The sequence below is a fragment of the Aquirufa originis genome (assembly GCF_042714495.1).
Classification (GTDB): domain Bacteria; phylum Bacteroidota; class Bacteroidia; order Cytophagales; family Spirosomataceae; genus Aquirufa; species Aquirufa originis.
In genome coordinates, this window is the sequence record NZ_JBBKXY010000002.1 from 57,605 (window position 1) to 75,278 (window position 17,674).

General features: G+C 43.9%; 14 protein-coding genes. 6 read left to right on the forward strand and 8 right to left on the reverse strand.

Annotation, left to right across the window (positions count from 1 at the left end; all coding sequences use genetic code 11):
• The first annotated feature begins 49 nt into the window (after positions 1–49).
• The 3 genes from SKC35_RS05655 to typA all read left to right on the forward strand — a co-directional run bounded on the left by SKC35_RS05655 (position 50) and on the right by typA (position 4,766).
• A complete protein-coding gene (locus tag SKC35_RS05655) occupies positions 50–847 on the forward strand; it encodes a rhomboid family intramembrane serine protease (RefSeq protein ID WP_377978450.1) in 798 nt (265 codons plus the stop codon).
• Between the two features lie 62 nt (positions 848–909).
• Positions 910–2,862 (forward strand): 1-deoxy-D-xylulose-5-phosphate synthase, encoded by a 1,953-nt coding sequence (dxs, locus tag SKC35_RS05660; RefSeq protein WP_377978451.1) that lies wholly within the window; start codon positions 910–912, stop codon positions 2,860–2,862.
• Positions 2,863–2,957: 95 nt separating this feature from the next.
• Positions 2,958–4,766, forward strand: coding sequence for a translational GTPase TypA (typA, locus tag SKC35_RS05665; protein ID WP_130922640.1), 1,809 nt, complete (start codon positions 2,958–2,960; stop codon positions 4,764–4,766).
• A gap of 34 nt (positions 4,767–4,800) precedes the next feature.
• On the opposite strand, the gene SKC35_RS05670 is transcribed toward typA, so the two are convergent.
• The 7 genes from SKC35_RS05670 to SKC35_RS05700 form a co-directional block, all read right to left on the reverse strand.
• Complete coding sequence (locus tag SKC35_RS05670) at positions 4,801–6,744, reverse strand: ComEC/Rec2 family competence protein (RefSeq protein ID WP_377978452.1); 1,944 nt, start codon at positions 6,742–6,744, stop codon at positions 4,801–4,803.
• Between the two features lie 17 nt (positions 6,745–6,761).
• Positions 6,762–7,334: a nicotinate (nicotinamide) nucleotide adenylyltransferase gene (gene nadD / locus SKC35_RS05675; RefSeq protein ID WP_377978453.1), complete on the reverse strand. Its 573-nt coding sequence runs from the start codon at positions 7,332–7,334 to the stop codon at positions 6,762–6,764.
• A complete protein-coding gene (gmk, locus tag SKC35_RS05680) occupies positions 7,334–7,900 on the reverse strand; it encodes a guanylate kinase (RefSeq protein ID WP_377978454.1) in 567 nt (188 codons plus the stop codon). Before gmk ends, nadD begins: the two co-directional genes overlap by 1 nt.
• A 332-nt stretch (positions 7,901–8,232) precedes the next feature.
• On the reverse strand, positions 8,233–8,838 hold the full coding sequence (locus SKC35_RS05685; protein ID WP_377978455.1) for a sigma-70 family RNA polymerase sigma factor: 606 nt from the start codon (positions 8,836–8,838) through the stop codon (positions 8,233–8,235).
• 69 nt (positions 8,839–8,907) lie between these two features.
• A complete protein-coding gene (locus SKC35_RS05690) occupies positions 8,908–9,417 on the reverse strand; it encodes a hypothetical protein (RefSeq protein ID WP_377978456.1) in 510 nt (169 codons plus the stop codon).
• Position 9,418: 1 nt separating this feature from the next.
• Positions 9,419–10,258: a rod shape-determining protein MreC gene (mreC, locus tag SKC35_RS05695; protein WP_377978457.1), complete on the reverse strand. Its 840-nt coding sequence runs from the start codon at positions 10,256–10,258 to the stop codon at positions 9,419–9,421.
• A 6-nt stretch (positions 10,259–10,264) separates the two neighbouring features.
• The gene (locus SKC35_RS05700) at positions 10,265–11,290 is read right to left on the reverse strand and encodes a rod shape-determining protein (RefSeq protein ID WP_130895380.1); all 1,026 of its coding nucleotides are present in this window, start codon (positions 11,288–11,290) and stop codon (positions 10,265–10,267) included.
• 294 nt (positions 11,291–11,584) lie between these two features.
• Between SKC35_RS05700 and SKC35_RS05705 the strand changes: the two genes are divergently transcribed.
• Positions 11,585–12,511 carry a helix-turn-helix domain-containing protein gene (locus tag SKC35_RS05705; RefSeq protein WP_130922635.1) on the forward strand — a complete coding sequence of 309 codons (927 nt, stop codon included), beginning with the start codon at positions 11,585–11,587 and terminating at the stop codon, positions 12,509–12,511.
• Between the two features lie 171 nt (positions 12,512–12,682).
• On the opposite strand, the gene SKC35_RS05710 is transcribed toward SKC35_RS05705, so the two are convergent.
• The gene (locus SKC35_RS05710; RefSeq protein ID WP_377978458.1) at positions 12,683–14,206 is read right to left on the reverse strand and encodes a pseudouridine synthase; all 1,524 of its coding nucleotides are present in this window, start codon (positions 14,204–14,206) and stop codon (positions 12,683–12,685) included.
• A 130-nt stretch (positions 14,207–14,336) separates the two neighbouring features.
• On the opposite strand from SKC35_RS05710, the gene SKC35_RS05715 reads away from it, so the two are divergent.
• Positions 14,337–16,343: a CHU_0125 family OmpA-like outer membrane integrity protein gene (locus SKC35_RS05715; protein ID WP_377978459.1), complete on the forward strand. Its 2,007-nt coding sequence runs from the start codon at positions 14,337–14,339 to the stop codon at positions 16,341–16,343.
• The gene (locus SKC35_RS05720) at positions 16,336–17,673 is read left to right on the forward strand and encodes a dihydroorotase (protein ID WP_377978460.1); all 1,338 of its coding nucleotides are present in this window, start codon (positions 16,336–16,338) and stop codon (positions 17,671–17,673) included. Before SKC35_RS05715 ends, SKC35_RS05720 begins: the two co-directional genes overlap by 8 nt.
• Position 17,674 lies beyond the last annotated feature (1 nt).

The window sequence follows — 17,674 nt, forward strand, 5'->3', positions numbered from 1 at the left end:
CATTTGGACCGATATAAAAAATATTATTCAGCAGCCTGAACAAGGCTTGATGAAAATTATTATAGCCAACGGAGCCATTTTCGTGGCTTTAATGGTGGCCCGTGTCGGTCTATTAATTGCTGGAAAATCGGAATTATTTGATGTCTTTTTTACGCAGGTTTCACTTCCTTCAGCGCTCGACTTACTAATTCAAAGACCCTGGAGCCTGATTACCTATTTTTTCTTGCACATTGAGGTTTTCCACCTCATCTTCAATATGATGTTCCTGTATTGGTTCGGCATCATTATCCAGGATTTCATCGGAAATAAGCGGCTCGTTCAACTCTACTTTTATGGTGGTTTGGCGGGTGCGGCAGCCTTTCTTTTAGCGATGAACACAGTGAGTTTTTTCATTGCCAAAGGCCCAACTTTCCTCAATGGCGCCTCAGCTGGCGTGTTTGCGGTGGTGGTAGCGGCAGCGACGATCAAGCCTAATTACCAAGTACATTTGTTATTATTAGGCCCGGTTCGCATTAAATACATTTCGGCTTTTTATATCCTATGGTCTTTCATTGAGACGACTGGGGCAAATGCCGGTGGAAATATTGCACACCTAGGCGGAGCGGTATTGGGATTTATTTTTGCCAAAAACTTCTTAGCCGCCTCCCGCCCCCAAGCGATATTTGAAATAAAAATCAAAGAATTTGCGCAGGCAGTTCACAAAAAAGTACAACCGAGAAAAGAACTCGAAACCGTACCGGAGGAGGAGTTGAATGCCATTTTGGACAAAATATCACAGTCCGGTTACGATAGCCTAACGGACTTTGAACAAAAAAGATTATTCAAAGCGAGTCAAAAAAATGACTAAGGCTTAAAAACATTTTTACCTTTGTAAGGTTAATCTTTCACTATCCATCATCACAAGCGTCTATGCAATTTGAAGCCGGTCCTTTACTTAGCCAAATCATCACACCGGAGGATTTGCGCAAGTTGCCGAAATCAGACTTACCTCAAGTTTGTGACGAATTGCGTCAATTTATCATTGATAACGTATCGGTGAATGGGGGCCATTTTGGGGCTTCCTTAGGCGTAACCGAGTTAACTGTTGCCTTACATTATGTGTTTAATACACCAGATGACCAATTAGTCTGGGATGTAGGACACCAAGCATACGGGCACAAAATCCTAACCGGACGCAGAGAAAATTTTCACACAAATCGCTTAATGGGCGGCATTTCGGGCTTTCCGAAACGCTCCGAAAGTCCCTTTGACACGTTTGGCGTAGGGCACTCCTCTACTTCCATCTCAGCAGCGCTGGGGATGGCCGTAGCTTCCGGTTACAAAAAAGAAACACACAGACAACACATCGCGGTGATCGGCGATGGATCGATGACGGCGGGAATGGCTTTCGAAGCCATGAACCACGCAGGCGATATCCCGAATAACATGTTGATTATCCTGAACGATAACTGCATGGCGATCGACCCGAATGTGGGTGCCTTAAAAGAATACTTAACAGATATCACGACTTCGCATACCTACAACAAGGTGAAAGACGATGTGTGGAATCTGTTAGGCAAGATGTCCAAGTTTGGCAAAACGGCCCAAGAGATCGTTTCTAAGATCGAGAATGGACTGAAAGCGACCTTATTAAAGCAAAGTAACCTGTTTGAATCTTTAAATTTGCGGTATTTTGGCCCTATCGATGGTCACGATATCGATAACTTAACAACGGTTCTAAACGACTTAAAAGATATTCCTGGCCCTAAAATTTTGCATTGCATTACGACAAAGGGCAAAGGATATTCGCTAGCTGAAAAAGATCAAACCTTGTGGCACGCTCCCGGCAAATTCGATAAGACGACCGGAGAAATCCACAAAAAGACCTACGATGACCCTCAGCCTCCTAAATACCAGGAGGTCTTTGGCCATACTTTATTAGAATTAGCCGAGAAGAATCCGAAAATCATGGGTATTACCCCAGCGATGCCGTCAGGATCTTCCTTGAATATCATGATGCGGGCGATGCCAGATCGCGCTTTTGACGTTGGAATCGCGGAACAACATGCGGTAACGTTCTCTGCGGGATTAGCGACTCAAGGTTTAACCGTTTTCTGTAATATCTATAGTTCGTTCATGCAACGCGGTTATGACCAAGTCGTGCACGATGTTTGCTTGCAAAAATTACCCGTCATTTTCTGTTTAGACCGCGCTGGTTTAGCGGGAGCGGATGGCCCTACACACCATGGATTACTAGATTTAGCGTTCATGCGTTGTGTACCAAACATGATTGTAGCTGCTCCTCGCAATGAACAAGAACTGCGAAACATCATGTTCACGGCTTCTTTAGATACCTTCAAAAACCACGAAAAAGCCATCACCATTCGCTATCCACGTGGCGAAGGTGTAATGCCAGCCTGGAGAACAAACTTCGAAGAAATTGAAATTGGGAAAGGGGTTCAATTGGTAGAAGGCGAGGAAATTGCCATCTTATCGATAGGTCACATTGGAAACGAAGCGATAGCTGCATGCGAAATGGCGCGTGAACTTGGCTTAAAACCGGCCTTATTCGATATGCGTTTTGTAAAGCCATTAGACGAGGAGTTATTGCACCGCGTATTTACACAATTCAAGAAGGTAATCACGGTAGAAGACGCAGCGATTCAAGGTGGATTTGGATCTGCGATTGCGGAATTTATGGTAGATCACCACTATACTTCACAACTTATTCGCCTTGGAATTCCAGACGAAATCGTCGAGCACGGGGAGCAAAAAGAATTGTATGCCCTATGCGGAATCGACGCAAACGGCATTTTAGCAAAAATCCAAGCGAACGTCTCCACGCAAGTGGCGAAAAATAATCCGAAAGCGCTTGTTTCTTAAAGCGTTAATAGTACTTTTCAAAGAAATAATCCCTACCTTTGCACCTTGAATTTCCCAATTAAAGGAATTTCGTTTCATTCAACGAATACATTTTTATGCAAAGCATTCGCAACATTGCCATTATTGCCCACGTTGACCACGGTAAAACGACCCTAGTTGACAAAATCATTCATGCATCCAAGATTTTTAGAGAAAATCAAGAATTTGGAGATTTGATCCTTGACAATAACGACTTAGAGAGAGAAAGAGGGATTACGATTACGTCTAAAAACGTATCTGTTCGTTACAATGGAGTAAAAATCAACATTATCGATACACCTGGTCACGCCGACTTTGGCGGTGAGGTAGAACGCGTTCTACGTATGGCTGATGGCGTTATCTTGTTAGTGGATGCTTTTGAAGGCCCGATGCCTCAAACACGTTTCGTACTTTCGAAGGCGATTGCGTTAGGATTAAAGCCTATCGTTATTGTAAACAAAGTAGATAAAGAGAACTGTCGTCCAGACGAAGTACACGAAAGTGTTTTCGACTTGATGTTTAACTTAGAAGCAACAGAAGATCAATTAGACTTCCCTTGTATCTATGGTTCATCTAAGCAAGGATGGATGAGTACTGATTGGAAAACACCTACAGATAACATCATTCCATTGTTAGATGCGATCATCGAGCACATTCCAGCTTCTAAAGTACAAGAAGGTACTCCTCAAATGCAGATTACGTCATTAGATTACTCTTCATTCGTAGGTCGTATCGCGATCGGACGTTTAGAGCGTGGTACGTTGACAGAAGGGATGCAAATCTCCCTTTGCAAAGCGGATGGCACAACGAAGAAAATGCGTATCAAAGAACTTCAAGTTTTCGAAGGTCTAGGAAAAGTAAAAGTAGAGAAAGTAGAGTGTGGTGAAATTTGCGCAGTAACAGGTATCGAAGATTTCGAAATCGGTGACACGATTGCAGATGCAGAAAATCCAGAGGCATTAGCGCGTATCGCGATTGATGAGCCTACGATGAATATGTTGTTCACGATTAACAACTCTCCATTCTTTGGTAAAGAAGGTAAATTAGTTACCTCTCGTCACTTACGTGATCGTCTTTTCAAAGAGACAGAGAAAAACTTAGCCTTGAAAGTAGTTACAACAGAAAGCGAAGATAAATTCTTAGTATTCGGTCGTGGTATTCTTCACTTGTCTGTATTGATCGAAACGATGCGTCGTGAAGGATATGAGTTACAAGTAGGTCAGCCTCAGGTTATCTTCAAAGAAGGAGAAAACGGCGAGCGTTTAGAACCAGTAGAATCATTAGTAGTAGACGTTCCAGCAGAAGTTGCAGGTAAAGTGATCGAATTAGCGACTCAAGGTAAAGGTGAGTTGTTGATTATGGAACCTAAAGGTGACTTACAACACTTAGAATTCAACATTCCATCTCGTGGTTTGATTGGTTTACGTTCTAAAGTATTGACGGCTACCTTTGGAGAGGCAATTATGGCTCACCGTTTCATCGCTTACGAACCATTCAAAGGAGCAATTCCAGGCCGTATCAACGGATCATTGATCTCAATGAACACAGGTCCCGCGATTCCTTACGCAATTGATAAATTACAAGATAGAGGGGTGTTCTTCATCGATCCAGGTGAAGAAGTATACACAGGGATGGTAGTAGGTGAGCACAATCGCCAAAATGACATCGAAGTGAACCTTCAAGCTGCGAAGCAATTAACGAATATGCGTGCTTCTGGTACGGATTCGAATACCAAAATTGCTCCTAAATTAAACTTCTCATTAGAAGAGTGTATGGAATTTATCCAAAAGGATGAATACTTAGAAATCACTCCTAAGTCTTTACGTATGCGTAAAATTTGGTTAGATCCAAGTGAGCGTAAGCGTAACGAAAAGAAGCCAAGCTAATCCTGAAAAGGCTGCCCTCACCGGCAGCCTTTTTTTATGGTCTAAACGCAGGTTGCTCATCCAAAAAATAATACCGCGAAGGTAAGTAAGGCTTCAGCTCCCCCATCCAATACACCGATGGTCGCTTTAGAAAATACCACGTGGCCTGTCGCCAACTTTTTAGCCACACTGGGTTCCGATATTTTAATTCCTTCCCTAAAATCAAATGCAGCTGCCCCCGAGATTCCGTGGGGATGCGCACATATGCAAACGATTCACTTCGGTATTTCCATTGTAGATTACCCTTAACAGGCCACCTACGCGTCAGCGTATCCTTCACCCCTACATTCGCCCACATCGGACTTAAGTGCGCCTGAATCCAGGCAGGGTCCGTACTCGCAGGCAAAGAAGCAATGGATTTCTCCCCTTCATTCTCTACCCAAACGGCTTCTCCTTTAAACGCACTTAGGTAAGCCTGAGGTATCGTTTCAGGTGTTTGCCAAAAAATTAGCGTGATGCACGCGCACACTTTCCAGCGACGCGGCGCCCAAACGAGTAAGGCAATCGCCACGAAATAACATCCCATTTCAAGCAGCGAAATCCGCAAAAAGGGGATTACGGATGTGACGCGTTCCACCCAACTAAACATCAAACCATGTAAAAGTTGAAAACTTGACTTCAATAAATAAGCCAACGGTTGAAAAGCCCATTCGGGCAAAAAAGAACCTATCGCCAACAGCAAAAAACCTAGAAACAAGGCGATAGAGGAGAATAAAATCAAGAAAGGATTCAACAGAAAGAAGGAAAGTGGATGCGGCAATTGATGAAAATAATACACAATCAAAGGCCAGGTAAATACTTGAGCTGCTAAGGCCACGCAGGTTAATTCCCAAATTTGGGTCAACTGCCAGTGAAGCCGACCTCTGAACTGGATAACTGAAGCCCAGCGCTGTTGAAAGGCAATTAATCCCCAAACCGCTAAATAAGATAACTGAAACCCCGCATCAAATAAGGACGCCGGATGCAAGAACAATAGAACGAAGGCGCTAAAAGCCAAGGTATTCAGGCTCTCTTGCCTTCGAAGAAAGGTTTTAGCAAACAATATCACCGAAAACATCCAAGCAGACCTCAGCACCGGCAAAGAAAAGCCACTAATCCCGGCATAGCACCATAACAAAGCCATCATCAATCCAAAAAACACATAGGGTCCAAACGGCCGCCGTTTAAGCAAGAAACCCAATAAAAGGCTCAATCCCATATACAATAGCCCGACATGAAGACCCGAAACAGACAATATATGAATCGCACCTAAAGCCGAATAAGCAGATAAGGTCTCGAAATCAATCTTCGTCTTCACTCCTAAAAGCATCGCCTCGGCCACGTCTCGATCTCGCCCCGGCTCGAAAGCCCGTTCAAGTAAGCCCACAAAATGCGCCTGAGCCTTTTCAAAAAAAGTCCGCTCTACACCTCCTTTTTCAATGAGCCGAATTCGATCGAGCGAAACAAAAGCAGATCCGCCTATTCCCTTTTGGGAAAAATAGGCACCCCAATCCTTTTCAAAAGGAAAAAGGGGCAAGGGGAAAGGCTCGACCGCTTGCCGCACGGCATACACATCACCAACCTGGGGTTTAGGTAATGTTTTAGCGAGATAAAGCCTGTATAATCCAGAGGAAGAAGACCATACCCGCGTCGAATCTCGTGAGCCCATACAGCGAGCTAACACAGACCACGACTTCGGTTTCTCCTCTACGGATCCATCCACTCGAAACACAAAACCATTCCTCGGCAAAGCAGGCAAAACAGGTTGCAGCCGCTCCGTCCAGGCCATCGCAAAAACGACAATCAAGGAGGAGATGCCGGCACTTCTACTAACTCTCCCCGGCAAAAGAAAACCCAAAACACCTAAAAGAGGCCAATAAGCAAATCCAGAAAGCAGGATACCTAGCATCCAAAACAGCAAAATTCGGACAAAAGGAAAACGAGAAAAATAGGAGATCATTGATTAGGCGGAAAGGCCTAAAGGTAGAATTTTTTGGAGGAGATTAAGGCCTCCACCTCATCAGGAACTAGATATTTTATCGACTGACCTTGTTGGATACAGGCCCTGATATAAGTAGCTGAAATGTGTAAAATAGGTGCTTCAATGCGCTGAACGTTCTTATGTGCCCATAAATCCGATGCCGGTTCTTCGCCCCGCGGATAGACGTAGAGACCATAATAATCAAGTATTTGGTGATAGTTTTTCCAGCTCTTGAACTGTTCTAAATTATCTCCCCCTATGATTAACTTGAACTCCGTATCCGGATGACGCTCTGCTAAATGCACGAGCGTGTCTATGGTATAAGAGGGACGAGGTAATTGAAACTCAATATTAGATGATTTGAAAGCGTAATTATCGGATATGGCCCGCTCTACCAGGTCTAATCGATCGAATTCATGCAACAAGGATTTACTTTTCTTGTGGGGATTTTGAGGAGAAACGACGAACCAGATTTGGTCAACCTCCGTTTGATTCAACACCGCCTGCGCAATGATCAAATGACCCTGATGTATCGGGTTAAACGAACCAAAAAACAGGCCTACCTTCATTATTTTGTTAATTTATCAAACAAATCTTGCGCTTCTGCCACCGCGTCCTCGAGCTTATCGTTTACTAAAATCACATCAAATTGTTCCTGGAAAGACCATTCAAATTTCATCTTAAAAATTCGCTTTGATAATGCCTCCTCATCTTCCGTTCCCCGTGAACGCAAACGCTCCTCAAGAATTTCCAACGTAGGCACTTTCACAAAAACGGCTAAGGCACGATCCCCATAATACTTCTTTAAGGCCAAACCTCCGCGCACATCCACATCAAAAATCACATGTTTCCCAGAAGCCCAAATCCGCTCAATCTCCGACTTCAAGGTGCCATAATAGGCCCCTGCATATACCTCTTCCCACTCTACAAATTCATCATTTGCAATGCGAGCGCGAAAATCATCTGGCGTCAAAAAATAGTAGTCCTTCCCGTGCTCTTCGTGACGACCACGCTTATCGCGGGTACAGGCAGAGATCGAGAAGCCCAAATTTGCATTGCGCGCCAATAATTCTTTAACGATGGTGGTTTTACCGGAGCCCGAAGGGGCCGAAAATATGATGAGTTTGCCTTCCAAAAATTTCGATGATTAAATGAACCAACAAAATAAGGGAATTAAGAGCAATATAAGGAGTACAATCGACGATATTTTTGAACGAATGCTATCGAGCAAACTGGTGGGGCAGGTAGACGTACAGGTTGACTTTAAGGCTTTACGTAAAGCTATTTCAAGTTTATGACCCTCGCTGCAAGGCAAACAATGGTCTTTATTCGCTAAAAAACGGGCTTCCTCCTCCGCTGTCGCCTCCTTATCAAGGATGCGTTGGATCAACTTCATACACTCTGGTTGATGGGAACAATTCGTCTTCATACGTTTTTAAACATGGATCGTAAAAAAATAGTTCCGGGCTAGGCTGACAACATGTCAGTTTTGTAGCCCTTCTTTGCAGCATAGGTAGCTAAGGTTTCTTTCAAAAAGGTTCGCGCACGGTGAAGTCGTGAACGCACGGTCCCGATGGGGATATTCAGAATTTTGGCCATCTCTTCATAGCTAAACTCCTCTAAATCACACAAAATGATGATCATTCTAAAGTCAACAGGTAAAGCTTGAATCGCAGAGGTGATTTCATCGCCTAGCATTTCATTCACCGTTTCCGCCTGCAAATCTGCCTGGAATGCAGGTTCTGGATCGTCATCACCCGCAAAGGATTGCTCCACCCATTCGAATTCTACCTTGGACGGGCCACGGGATTTCTTGCGGTAATCGTTGATGAAATTATTCTTGAGAATGCGGAATAACCAGGCTTTGGCATACGTACCTGGCTCAAAAGAACCGATAAATCGAAAAGCACGCATACAGGTGTCCTGCACTAAATCGTGCGCATCGTCCTCGTCATTCGTCAGTCGAAGGGCAAAATTATACATCGCATCCATATGCGGCACAAACTCCTTTTCGAAGAGTGCTCTGGCTTGCGATTCAGTCAGCGCAACGGCTGAACTCGTTTCTGTACTCATGGCGGTTTATCGATAAGATACCAGCATGCCTACAATTTAAACGCCAAAAAGAAAAGGTGACAAAAAGACTTATTTCCCCTTGTTGAATAACTCCAATAAGGTAAATACGATTGCGCCTAACATAGTGCTCAGAAAGGCTTTCCATAGACTCAGGCCAAAAAGACTCCAATCACTCGCCTCCAGTAAAAATAGCACCAGGTGATGCGTTAAGAGCATCAATGCCAAATAAGGGAAAAACCACATCCACTTCATCTCCGCCAAACTGATCGAAGAACGCTCATCGTATCCATTCGCAGGCGTCAAGATATTGAAAAAAGTAGGACGTAGCCACGCAATTAAAACTGTTGCGAACGCATGCATCCCATGGGTATTATAAAAGGTATCTAATAACCATCCCAAGACAAAAGCTCCTACAATCAGGTAAACAGGAGGCGTTTCGATAGGCGCTTTAATAATAGCCCACAAATAAATGAAGCAAAATCCGTAATAAAACAGGGCCAAATCACGCAAAAACAAAAGTTGCACGACAATCGTTATAACGACCGCGATCCACCATTTGTATTGAAAGGTAGCGTTCATCTTAGTCGATTTTAGGTTTAGCTTGTTCTAATTTCGCTTGTTGACCCGCAAACTTATTTTCAATCACATACACATAGCGTAAGGTGGAGAAATGGGTCAATAACATCACTTTGATATCATGAAAAGTTCCATCGTCTTGCAATCCTACTTTTGCTACAATACCAATGGGAACATTTGGCGGATAAACCGCATTATAATCAGAGGTAACGATGGTATCCCCTTTTACTACTTTTTTGTATTTCGAAACATCCATTAACTCGGCCACTTCGGGTTGATAGCCAGGCCATTTGATGTAACCTAATTCCCCTGATGACTTAATTTTAGCAGAAACAGTATTGCTAGTGTGTAAAACAGATACGATTAAGGACAAATTTGCTTGGCAAGAGATGACTTTCCCTACCACTCCCGTTGAAGAAATAACCGCCATGCCTGGTTTGATACCATCTAAATAGCCTTTTTCAATCGTTAAATAATTTTGCGAATTCCTCGTACTCTGATCAATCACTTTACACGCGATAGGCTTATAACGATCTAGGGATGCCTTGCTGAAAAATACCGGCAAATCCGCTTTCTGTTGAACCTGCGCTTGCAATTGAAATACTTGCTGATGCAGTTTTTGATTCTCTAATGCTAATTCGCCGTTAATCTCCCGTAATTGATGGTAGGATGCCACTTCTTGACGCGTGGACAAAATAGACGCCGCCCAGGCATTCGTGGTGTTAAAATAGAGGGTATGTTGGTAATTATTGTACGTAAACACAGACCAAAGACTGATCAACTGCAGCAGAACAAACAATAGCAGGTTTCGCTGACGCAATAAGAACTCAAACAGTTGATTCATCCCCTACTAGGTAATCAATACCGGACGGTATTTCTCTAAGTTTTTCAAGATTTCTCCTGTACCACGGATTACCGCTTTCAACGGATCGTCAGCTACATGTACTTTTAACTGAGTCTTCTTCTCAATACGCTTATCTAATCCGTGTAACATCGCACCACCACCCGCTAAATGAATACCGTTGTGGAAGATATCTCCAGATAATTCCGCTGGAGCTCTTTGCAAAGTCTCCATAATCGCTACCTCAATTTTCGTGATTGAGCTATCTAAGGCATAAGCGATTTCTGAATAGTTGATCAAGATTTCTTTAGGAATACCGGTCATTTGATCACGACCACGGATTTCAAAATCCGCTGGTGGATTTTCTAATTCCGGCAAGGCAGAACCTACTTGAATTTTGATTTGCTCCGCTGAACGCTCACCGATAACCAGCTTGTGCTCACGCAACAAATAATCTTTAATATCACGTGTAAACTCATCCCCAGCTACACGAATCGAGTTTTCAACCACGATTCCGCTCAAGGAAATAATCGCCACCTCCGTAGTACCACCTCCGATATCCACGACTAAGGATCCATTCGGTTGTTCAATATCTATTCCGATACCAATCGCCGCAGCAATCGGTTCGTGTACCATATACACTTCACGTGCTCCAGCGTGTTCTGCGGAGTCTTTTACGGCTCTTTTCTCCACCTCTGTGATGCCAGAAGGAATACAAATTACCATTCGTAGGGCTGGAGAAAAGAAAGAATTTCCTTTATCCATCATCTTGATTAAACCACGCATCATTAATTCAGCCGCGGTAAAGTCAGCAATCACCCCATCTTTTAAGGGACGGATGGTCTTAATATTGTCATTCGTTTTCTCGTGCATCATCATCGCTTGGCGACCCACCGCTAACACTTTGTTTGTATTGCGATCTAAAGCGATAATCGAAGGTTCGTCTACAACAACCTGATCTTTGTGAATAATCAAGGTGTTTGCCGTACCTAAGTCCATGGCAATATCCTTCGAAAGAAAATTAAATAAGCCCATCTGATTTTGTGATAGTAAAACACAAATTTACATAAAAAATGAGCTAAAATTTTAAAAAAATCGAATTTTACATTTTCCACGAAATAATTATAAAATAGGCCAAAGCAGGAGCGTAGAATTACCTAAATCAAAAAATCCACGTCTTATTAATATATTACAATAAAATCGTTGAAAAAAAATAGGACAAAAGGGGCAAATTAATCGACAAAATAATTTGGAATTATTATCTGATTTATTAGTTTTGTCCAAGTTTAGTAGAAAAATCGTATTAATTACACCTTTTGGTGATACATTATGGAAGATTATAACAAGATCATCGAGTCCTTAGGTGTTAAATTCATCAAAGCGAGAAACATTAGAATATTACAACCGATTCGTATCAAGAATTTCTACGACGTAGAAAATTCACTCTTGATATTGTACAAAGGGGAGGTTTCATTTGGCGAGGAGGAGACTCCAGTGGAGGAAGGCGATATGCTTTTTATCCCAGGGGGTAAAATGATCAGCGTAACCTACGGAAACGCAGAAAAACCGAAAGCGGTGAACAATGAAGAGTTCATGACGCATCGGGAATTGTACTTTGACCAAAACACCGACGCTTCACTTATCGGAACCCAACCGAACTCGTTCGGAATGGTAGCCTTCGAAGCGAAAGTTTTCGATTCAGTGAACTTCTTTACTTCGCTAGACATTCCACCGTTCTTAATCAAACGGGATGATAAATTAGCGGCAACCATCCGTGAAATCTTAGAAGAGGATCTATCTGACGCGATCGGTAAAGGACGTATCATTAAGATCAAAACGGAAGAGATCGTCATTGAAGTGATTCGTTACATCATTGAGAACCGTTTATTCGTAGAGCAATTAGCTACTAACTCGACATACTTTAAAGACCCACGCTTAATCGATATCTTCGCTTATATCAAGGATCATTTGGGTGGTGATTTATCTAATAAGGTTTTGGCAAACGTCGCTAACGTTTCAGAAGACTACGTAGGCCAATATTTCAAGATGTTAACGGGTATCAACCCACAAGATTATATTGAGTACCAACGCATGGAAGCGGCAGTAGGTTTACTTCGCACAACGAAGAAGTCTATCCGCGCCATCGGCTCCGAAGTGGGCTACAAAGACACGGCCTATTTCTGCCGTCGTTTCAAGATGATGTTCGGTATTCCAGCTGGAAAGATGAGACGCAGAGAGTCGTTGATGAATATCTAAAACAAAAAACCCTGCTGATAAACAAAAAACCCGCTGAATTCTTTCAGCGGGTTTTTTGTTAGTCGATAGTCACTAGTCGATAGTCGACTAAATCGCGAAGCGATGACTAAGCGACGAAGTCGCGACTCTTTGACTAAGCCGCCTGCGGCGACTGTCGCAGCTCCGCTGCGACTACATCAAATACTTCAACTTCACTAATTCTCTTTCCGTCAAGAATCTCCAGCTTCCGCGTGGAAGGTCTTTCTTAGTCAAGCCGGCAAAAGTCGTGCGGTCAAGTTTAGTCACTTCGTAACCTAAGTGTTCGAAAATACGACGAACGATACGGTTTTTACCGGAGTGGATTTTCACTCCGATCACGTAACCGTCTGGAGTTACTTTGGCCAAATCATCTACTTTAATTTCGCCATCCTCCAAGGTTAAACCCTCTTTGATTTTCTCGAAATCTTCGTCTGTCAATGGCTTGTCTAATTCCGCTTGGTAAATCTTCTCGATTTCGTTCGATGGGTGCGTCAATTTATCCGCTAATTCCCCATCATTCGTAATCAACAACAAACCAGTCGTATTTCTATCCAAACGTCCCACCGGGTAAATACGCGATTCTGTCGCGTTCTTCACTAATTCCATTACGGTCTTGCGATCGTTTGGATCTTCAGTGGTGGTTAAGAAGTCTTTGGGCTTATTTAATAATAAATAAACGGGTTTTTCGCGGTTCAACTTACGGTTACCGTATTTTACGATATCCGTAGGCATCACTTGGTAACCCATTTCGGTGATTACCTTGTTGTTTACTTTAATCTCACCTGCTTCGATTAACTTATCCGCATCACGACGAGAACAAATTCCCGCGTTAGCGATGTAGCGATTTAAGCGAATTTCGTCAGAACGACGATCGGTTTGAGCGATTTTCTTCTGGATTTTCGAAGGAGCACGCTCCTTATAGCGATCTAATTTGTATTGTGGTTCGTAGGCAGGACCAGCATCAAAACGCGAGCGACTTTTAAAGGTCTCGCGATCTGAATAACGCGGATTGCGAGAGCCTTCTGGGCGTTCTTCGCGGTCTGCAAAACGTTCTGTACGCTCCTCGTAGCGACGCTCGATGCGCGCTGTTGGATTCTCATCAAGTGGTTTCGTCGATTCTTCCGAACCTTCTACCTTAGGGGCCGCATTGCGATCCCAGCGATTATCTCCTTTATAGGGTGTACGTGTTGGATTTTCTGTTCTGCCAAAAGGCTTGCGTTCGCCGCCTTGGTATGGCTTGTGCTCACCACCTTCGCGGTTATCGCGATTGAATGGTTTGCGTTCGCCTCCTTGATATGGCTTACGCTCGCCGCCACCTTGGTATGGTTTGCGTTCCCCATCAAATGGCTTACGATCCCCGAATGAACGACGCTCTCCGCCTCCTTCGCGGTTATCGCGATTGAATGGTTTGCGTTCTCCACCTTGATATGGCTTGCGCTCTCCATCAAATGGTTTGCGTTCTCCTGAAAAACGATTGGATGATTCGGAACGTGGTGCACGTGGGGCACCTGAATCGTTGCGTGGGCCTCTGAACTCACGTGGAGCTCCTGAGTCACTACGTGGTCCTCTAAACTCGCGAGGACTATCTGATCTGCTAGTAGATCTTCCTGTGGATGCACGACCTTCTGATGGTCGGCTGTCACGACGGTTATCGTCGTTTGAAATTCTTTTTCTCATAATGGTACAACATCACTGCTGGAATAAAAGAGGACGAACGTTTGTCATCTTGGTTTCGATTGTCGAAATTTAGGCAAAGGTACAGAAAATAATCCGGTTTGTATTTATTTTTACGTTACATTAGTCCACTATGAAATTCGTAAAGCCATTTAATTCAAGCATTTACCTCTTTTTGATCGTTGTTGCAGGTGTGTTAAGCGGCTGTAATTATGATGCTCGATTGTTCAAAAAGGCGAAGCAAAATTTTGAATTGGGGGAATATGAGTGGACGATTCGGGAGGTGAAGCCTTTGGCCCAACGCAACTACAGAGCAAAAGAAACGAACTATTTCGTGGCGGAATCCTATCGACTTTCGAACCGCATTCAGTATGCAACGCCGTTTTATTTGATTGCCAAAGAAAAGGGCTACGACGACAAAAACATCAATCTACACCTCGCCTACGCCGCAAAAGCGAACGGAAAATATGCGGATGCGCGCAAATACCTGAAAGAATTTATCGATTCTAAACCTTCGCGTGAGCTGGTGGTGAAAGCTGAAATCGAGTTAGAAAATTTACCAGCAGTAGAAGAATACAGCAAAAAGCCGAGTCCGGTGAAGATTCAAGGATTGGTGGGAAATACGAATCAGGCAGAATTTGGTCCTATTAAAATAGGCGACGAGCTGATATTAACGAGTTCAAAGAAGCCCTTGATCTATAAAAATAATGGTCTGCCTTTTTTAGGCTTGTATAAAGCACGATTGAAAAGCCCGGGAGAAATTGAAAAGCTCGAGTTATTCAGCGCGAATCTGTTAGATGCGAATGCAAACGAAGGGACGCCAGCCTTTTCTAAGGATGGAAATACGATGGTTTTTGCACGCGGGAATTCAGGTAAAAGCAAGGATCCTTCACCGGATGTGGATTTGTATATTTCGACCAAAAGAGATGGCAACTGGTCTACCCCAGAACGATTAGCGATTTCGGATTCGATTGGTTGGGATGGGAGTCCGGCCTTTTCTAGAGATGGGAAAACGCTTTATTTTAGCTCAAATAGAAGAGGCGGAAAAGGCGGATTGGATTTGTACCGGGCGCCCATGGATAATTCGGGGCGTTTTGGAAGACCCATTAATTTAGGCTCCACCATTAATACACGTGGCAATGAACTATTTCCATATGTTTCTGAGGACGGTAAATTGTACTTCTCTTCGGATGGTCATCCGAGTTTAGGTGGCTTAGACCTTTTTGTGGCGAGTCGCAGTGGAGATGAAATTCAAATCGAACATTTAGGCGTTCCGATTAACTCGGTAGGAGATGATTTTGGGTTGTTTTTAGCAGATTCCACGCAAGGTTATTTCAGCTCTAATCGGGTGGGAGGCAAAGGCGATGACGATATCTATTATTTTGAATCCACTGGATCAGAGGATCGCTGGTGGTCTAACGAAATCATGATCTCGGAGAGCGGAGAAGCTGCGAAAGTGGCCTTATACCATTTGAGAACACAGATTGTTAATGAGCGCAATAAGCCAATTGCGAAGGCGAAAGTGGGTATTAAGCGCAATGGAGAAATTCAACCGGTTCAATTTAGTAATGCCGAAGGTTACCTTGACATCATCGACTTAAATCCGGCAGACCAAATCAGCTTCAACGCCAGCAAAGAGAAATACTTGACCAAGCGCAGTGAATTCTTGATGGATGGCCGCGAGATTCCGAAGCAATTATTGAAGAAAGAATTAACGGACACGACTTTTGACCATAAAATTACGCTGGGACTTGCTGAAGTGGGAGAAGAGTTAGGCGCCTTATTTGACGTAAATCCGATCTATTATGATCTAGATAAGTCCAATATTCGCCCAGATGCAGCGGCAGAATTAGACAAAATCGTTCAAGTATTAAAGGACAATCCTGGCGTTTCTATCGAATTAGGATCCCATACGGATGCTCGGGCGAGTGCGAGCTATAACTTGAAATTGTCCCAAAGAAGAGCTGATTCAGCTGTCAAATACATCATCGAGCACGGAATCGAAGCGTCACGTATAAAAGCCAAAGGCTATGGCGAAACGCAACTCATCAACGGTTGTTCTGATGGCGTCGATTGCAGCGAAGAAGCACACCAAGAAAACCGCCGAACTGAATTTAAAATCACTGATCTGAATGACTAATTACGTTTTAAAAAATGCCCAAATCGTTAATGAAGGGCGAATCATTGCCTCCGACATACGCATCGCAGATGGTCGAATTGCGAAAATAGCCGCAGATATTAGCCCTGCTGCGGGGGATGTCGTTTTAGACCTACACGGGAAACACGTTTTCCCCGGAATGATTGATGATCAGGTACATTTCAGAGAGCCCGGTTTAACCCACAAAGCGACGATTGCCAGCGAGGCGCGGGCAGCTGTGGCGGGTGGCGTCACCAGTTTTATGGAGATGCCGAACACGGTGCCTAATGCATTGACTCAAGAATTATTGGCGGACAAATACGCGATAGCGGAGGCTGGATCTTTGGCCAACTACTCCTTCTTTATGGGTGCCGGCAACGACAACCTAGAAGAGGTGTTAAAAACCAATTCCCGCGATGTATGCGGCATCAAAATATTTATGGGTTCGTCCACCGGCAATATGCTAGTGGATAACAAGCAGACCTTAGAGAAATTATTCTCCAGCTGCGAAATGCTCATCGCGACGCACTGCGAAGATGAGCCCACAGTGCGCGCACGCACGGAACTTTTCAAAGAAAAATACCCAGAAGACGCGCCGGCCTACATCCACCCCTTAGTGCGAAACGAGGAAGCCTGCTACCTTTCGTCGTCGATGGCGGTCGATTTAGCCAAGAAAAATAACACGCGCTTGCACATTTTACACATCTCGACGGAGGAGGAATTAGCCTTGTTCGAGACCGGTAAAGCGGTGAAAGACAAGAAGATTACCGCGGAAGTTTGTGTACACCATTTGTGGTTCGACGCGGCCCAATATGACACGCTGGGTAATCAAATTAAATGCAATCCGGCCATCAAAGATGCGCGCCATAAGACCGCTTTGCGCAAGGCTCTTTTGTCTGGGGAATTGGATATTATTGCAACGGATCACGCGCCACACACCTGGGAGGAGAAATCGCAGAGTTTTTGGAAGTCGCCATCTGGCTTGCCTTTAGTCCAGCATCCTTTATTGTTGATGATTGATTTGGCCAAAGAAGGTCACATCAGCCTCGAGCTCATCGCCGAAAAAACAGCGCACGCAGTGGCTGATTGCTTCCAAATCGAAGAGCGTGGGTATATCCGTGAAGGGTATTGGGCAGATTTAGCCATCGTGGATTTAAACAAACCATTGACCGTTTCAAAAGAGAATATCCTATACCAATGCGGGTGGTCACCTCTGGAGGGACACACGTTGTCTGCTTCCGTGGAGCATACGTTTGTTTCTGGGCATCTGGCCTATTCACAAGGTGCTTTCGACGAAAGTAAAACGGGTAAACGCTTATTGTTTAACCGCTAAG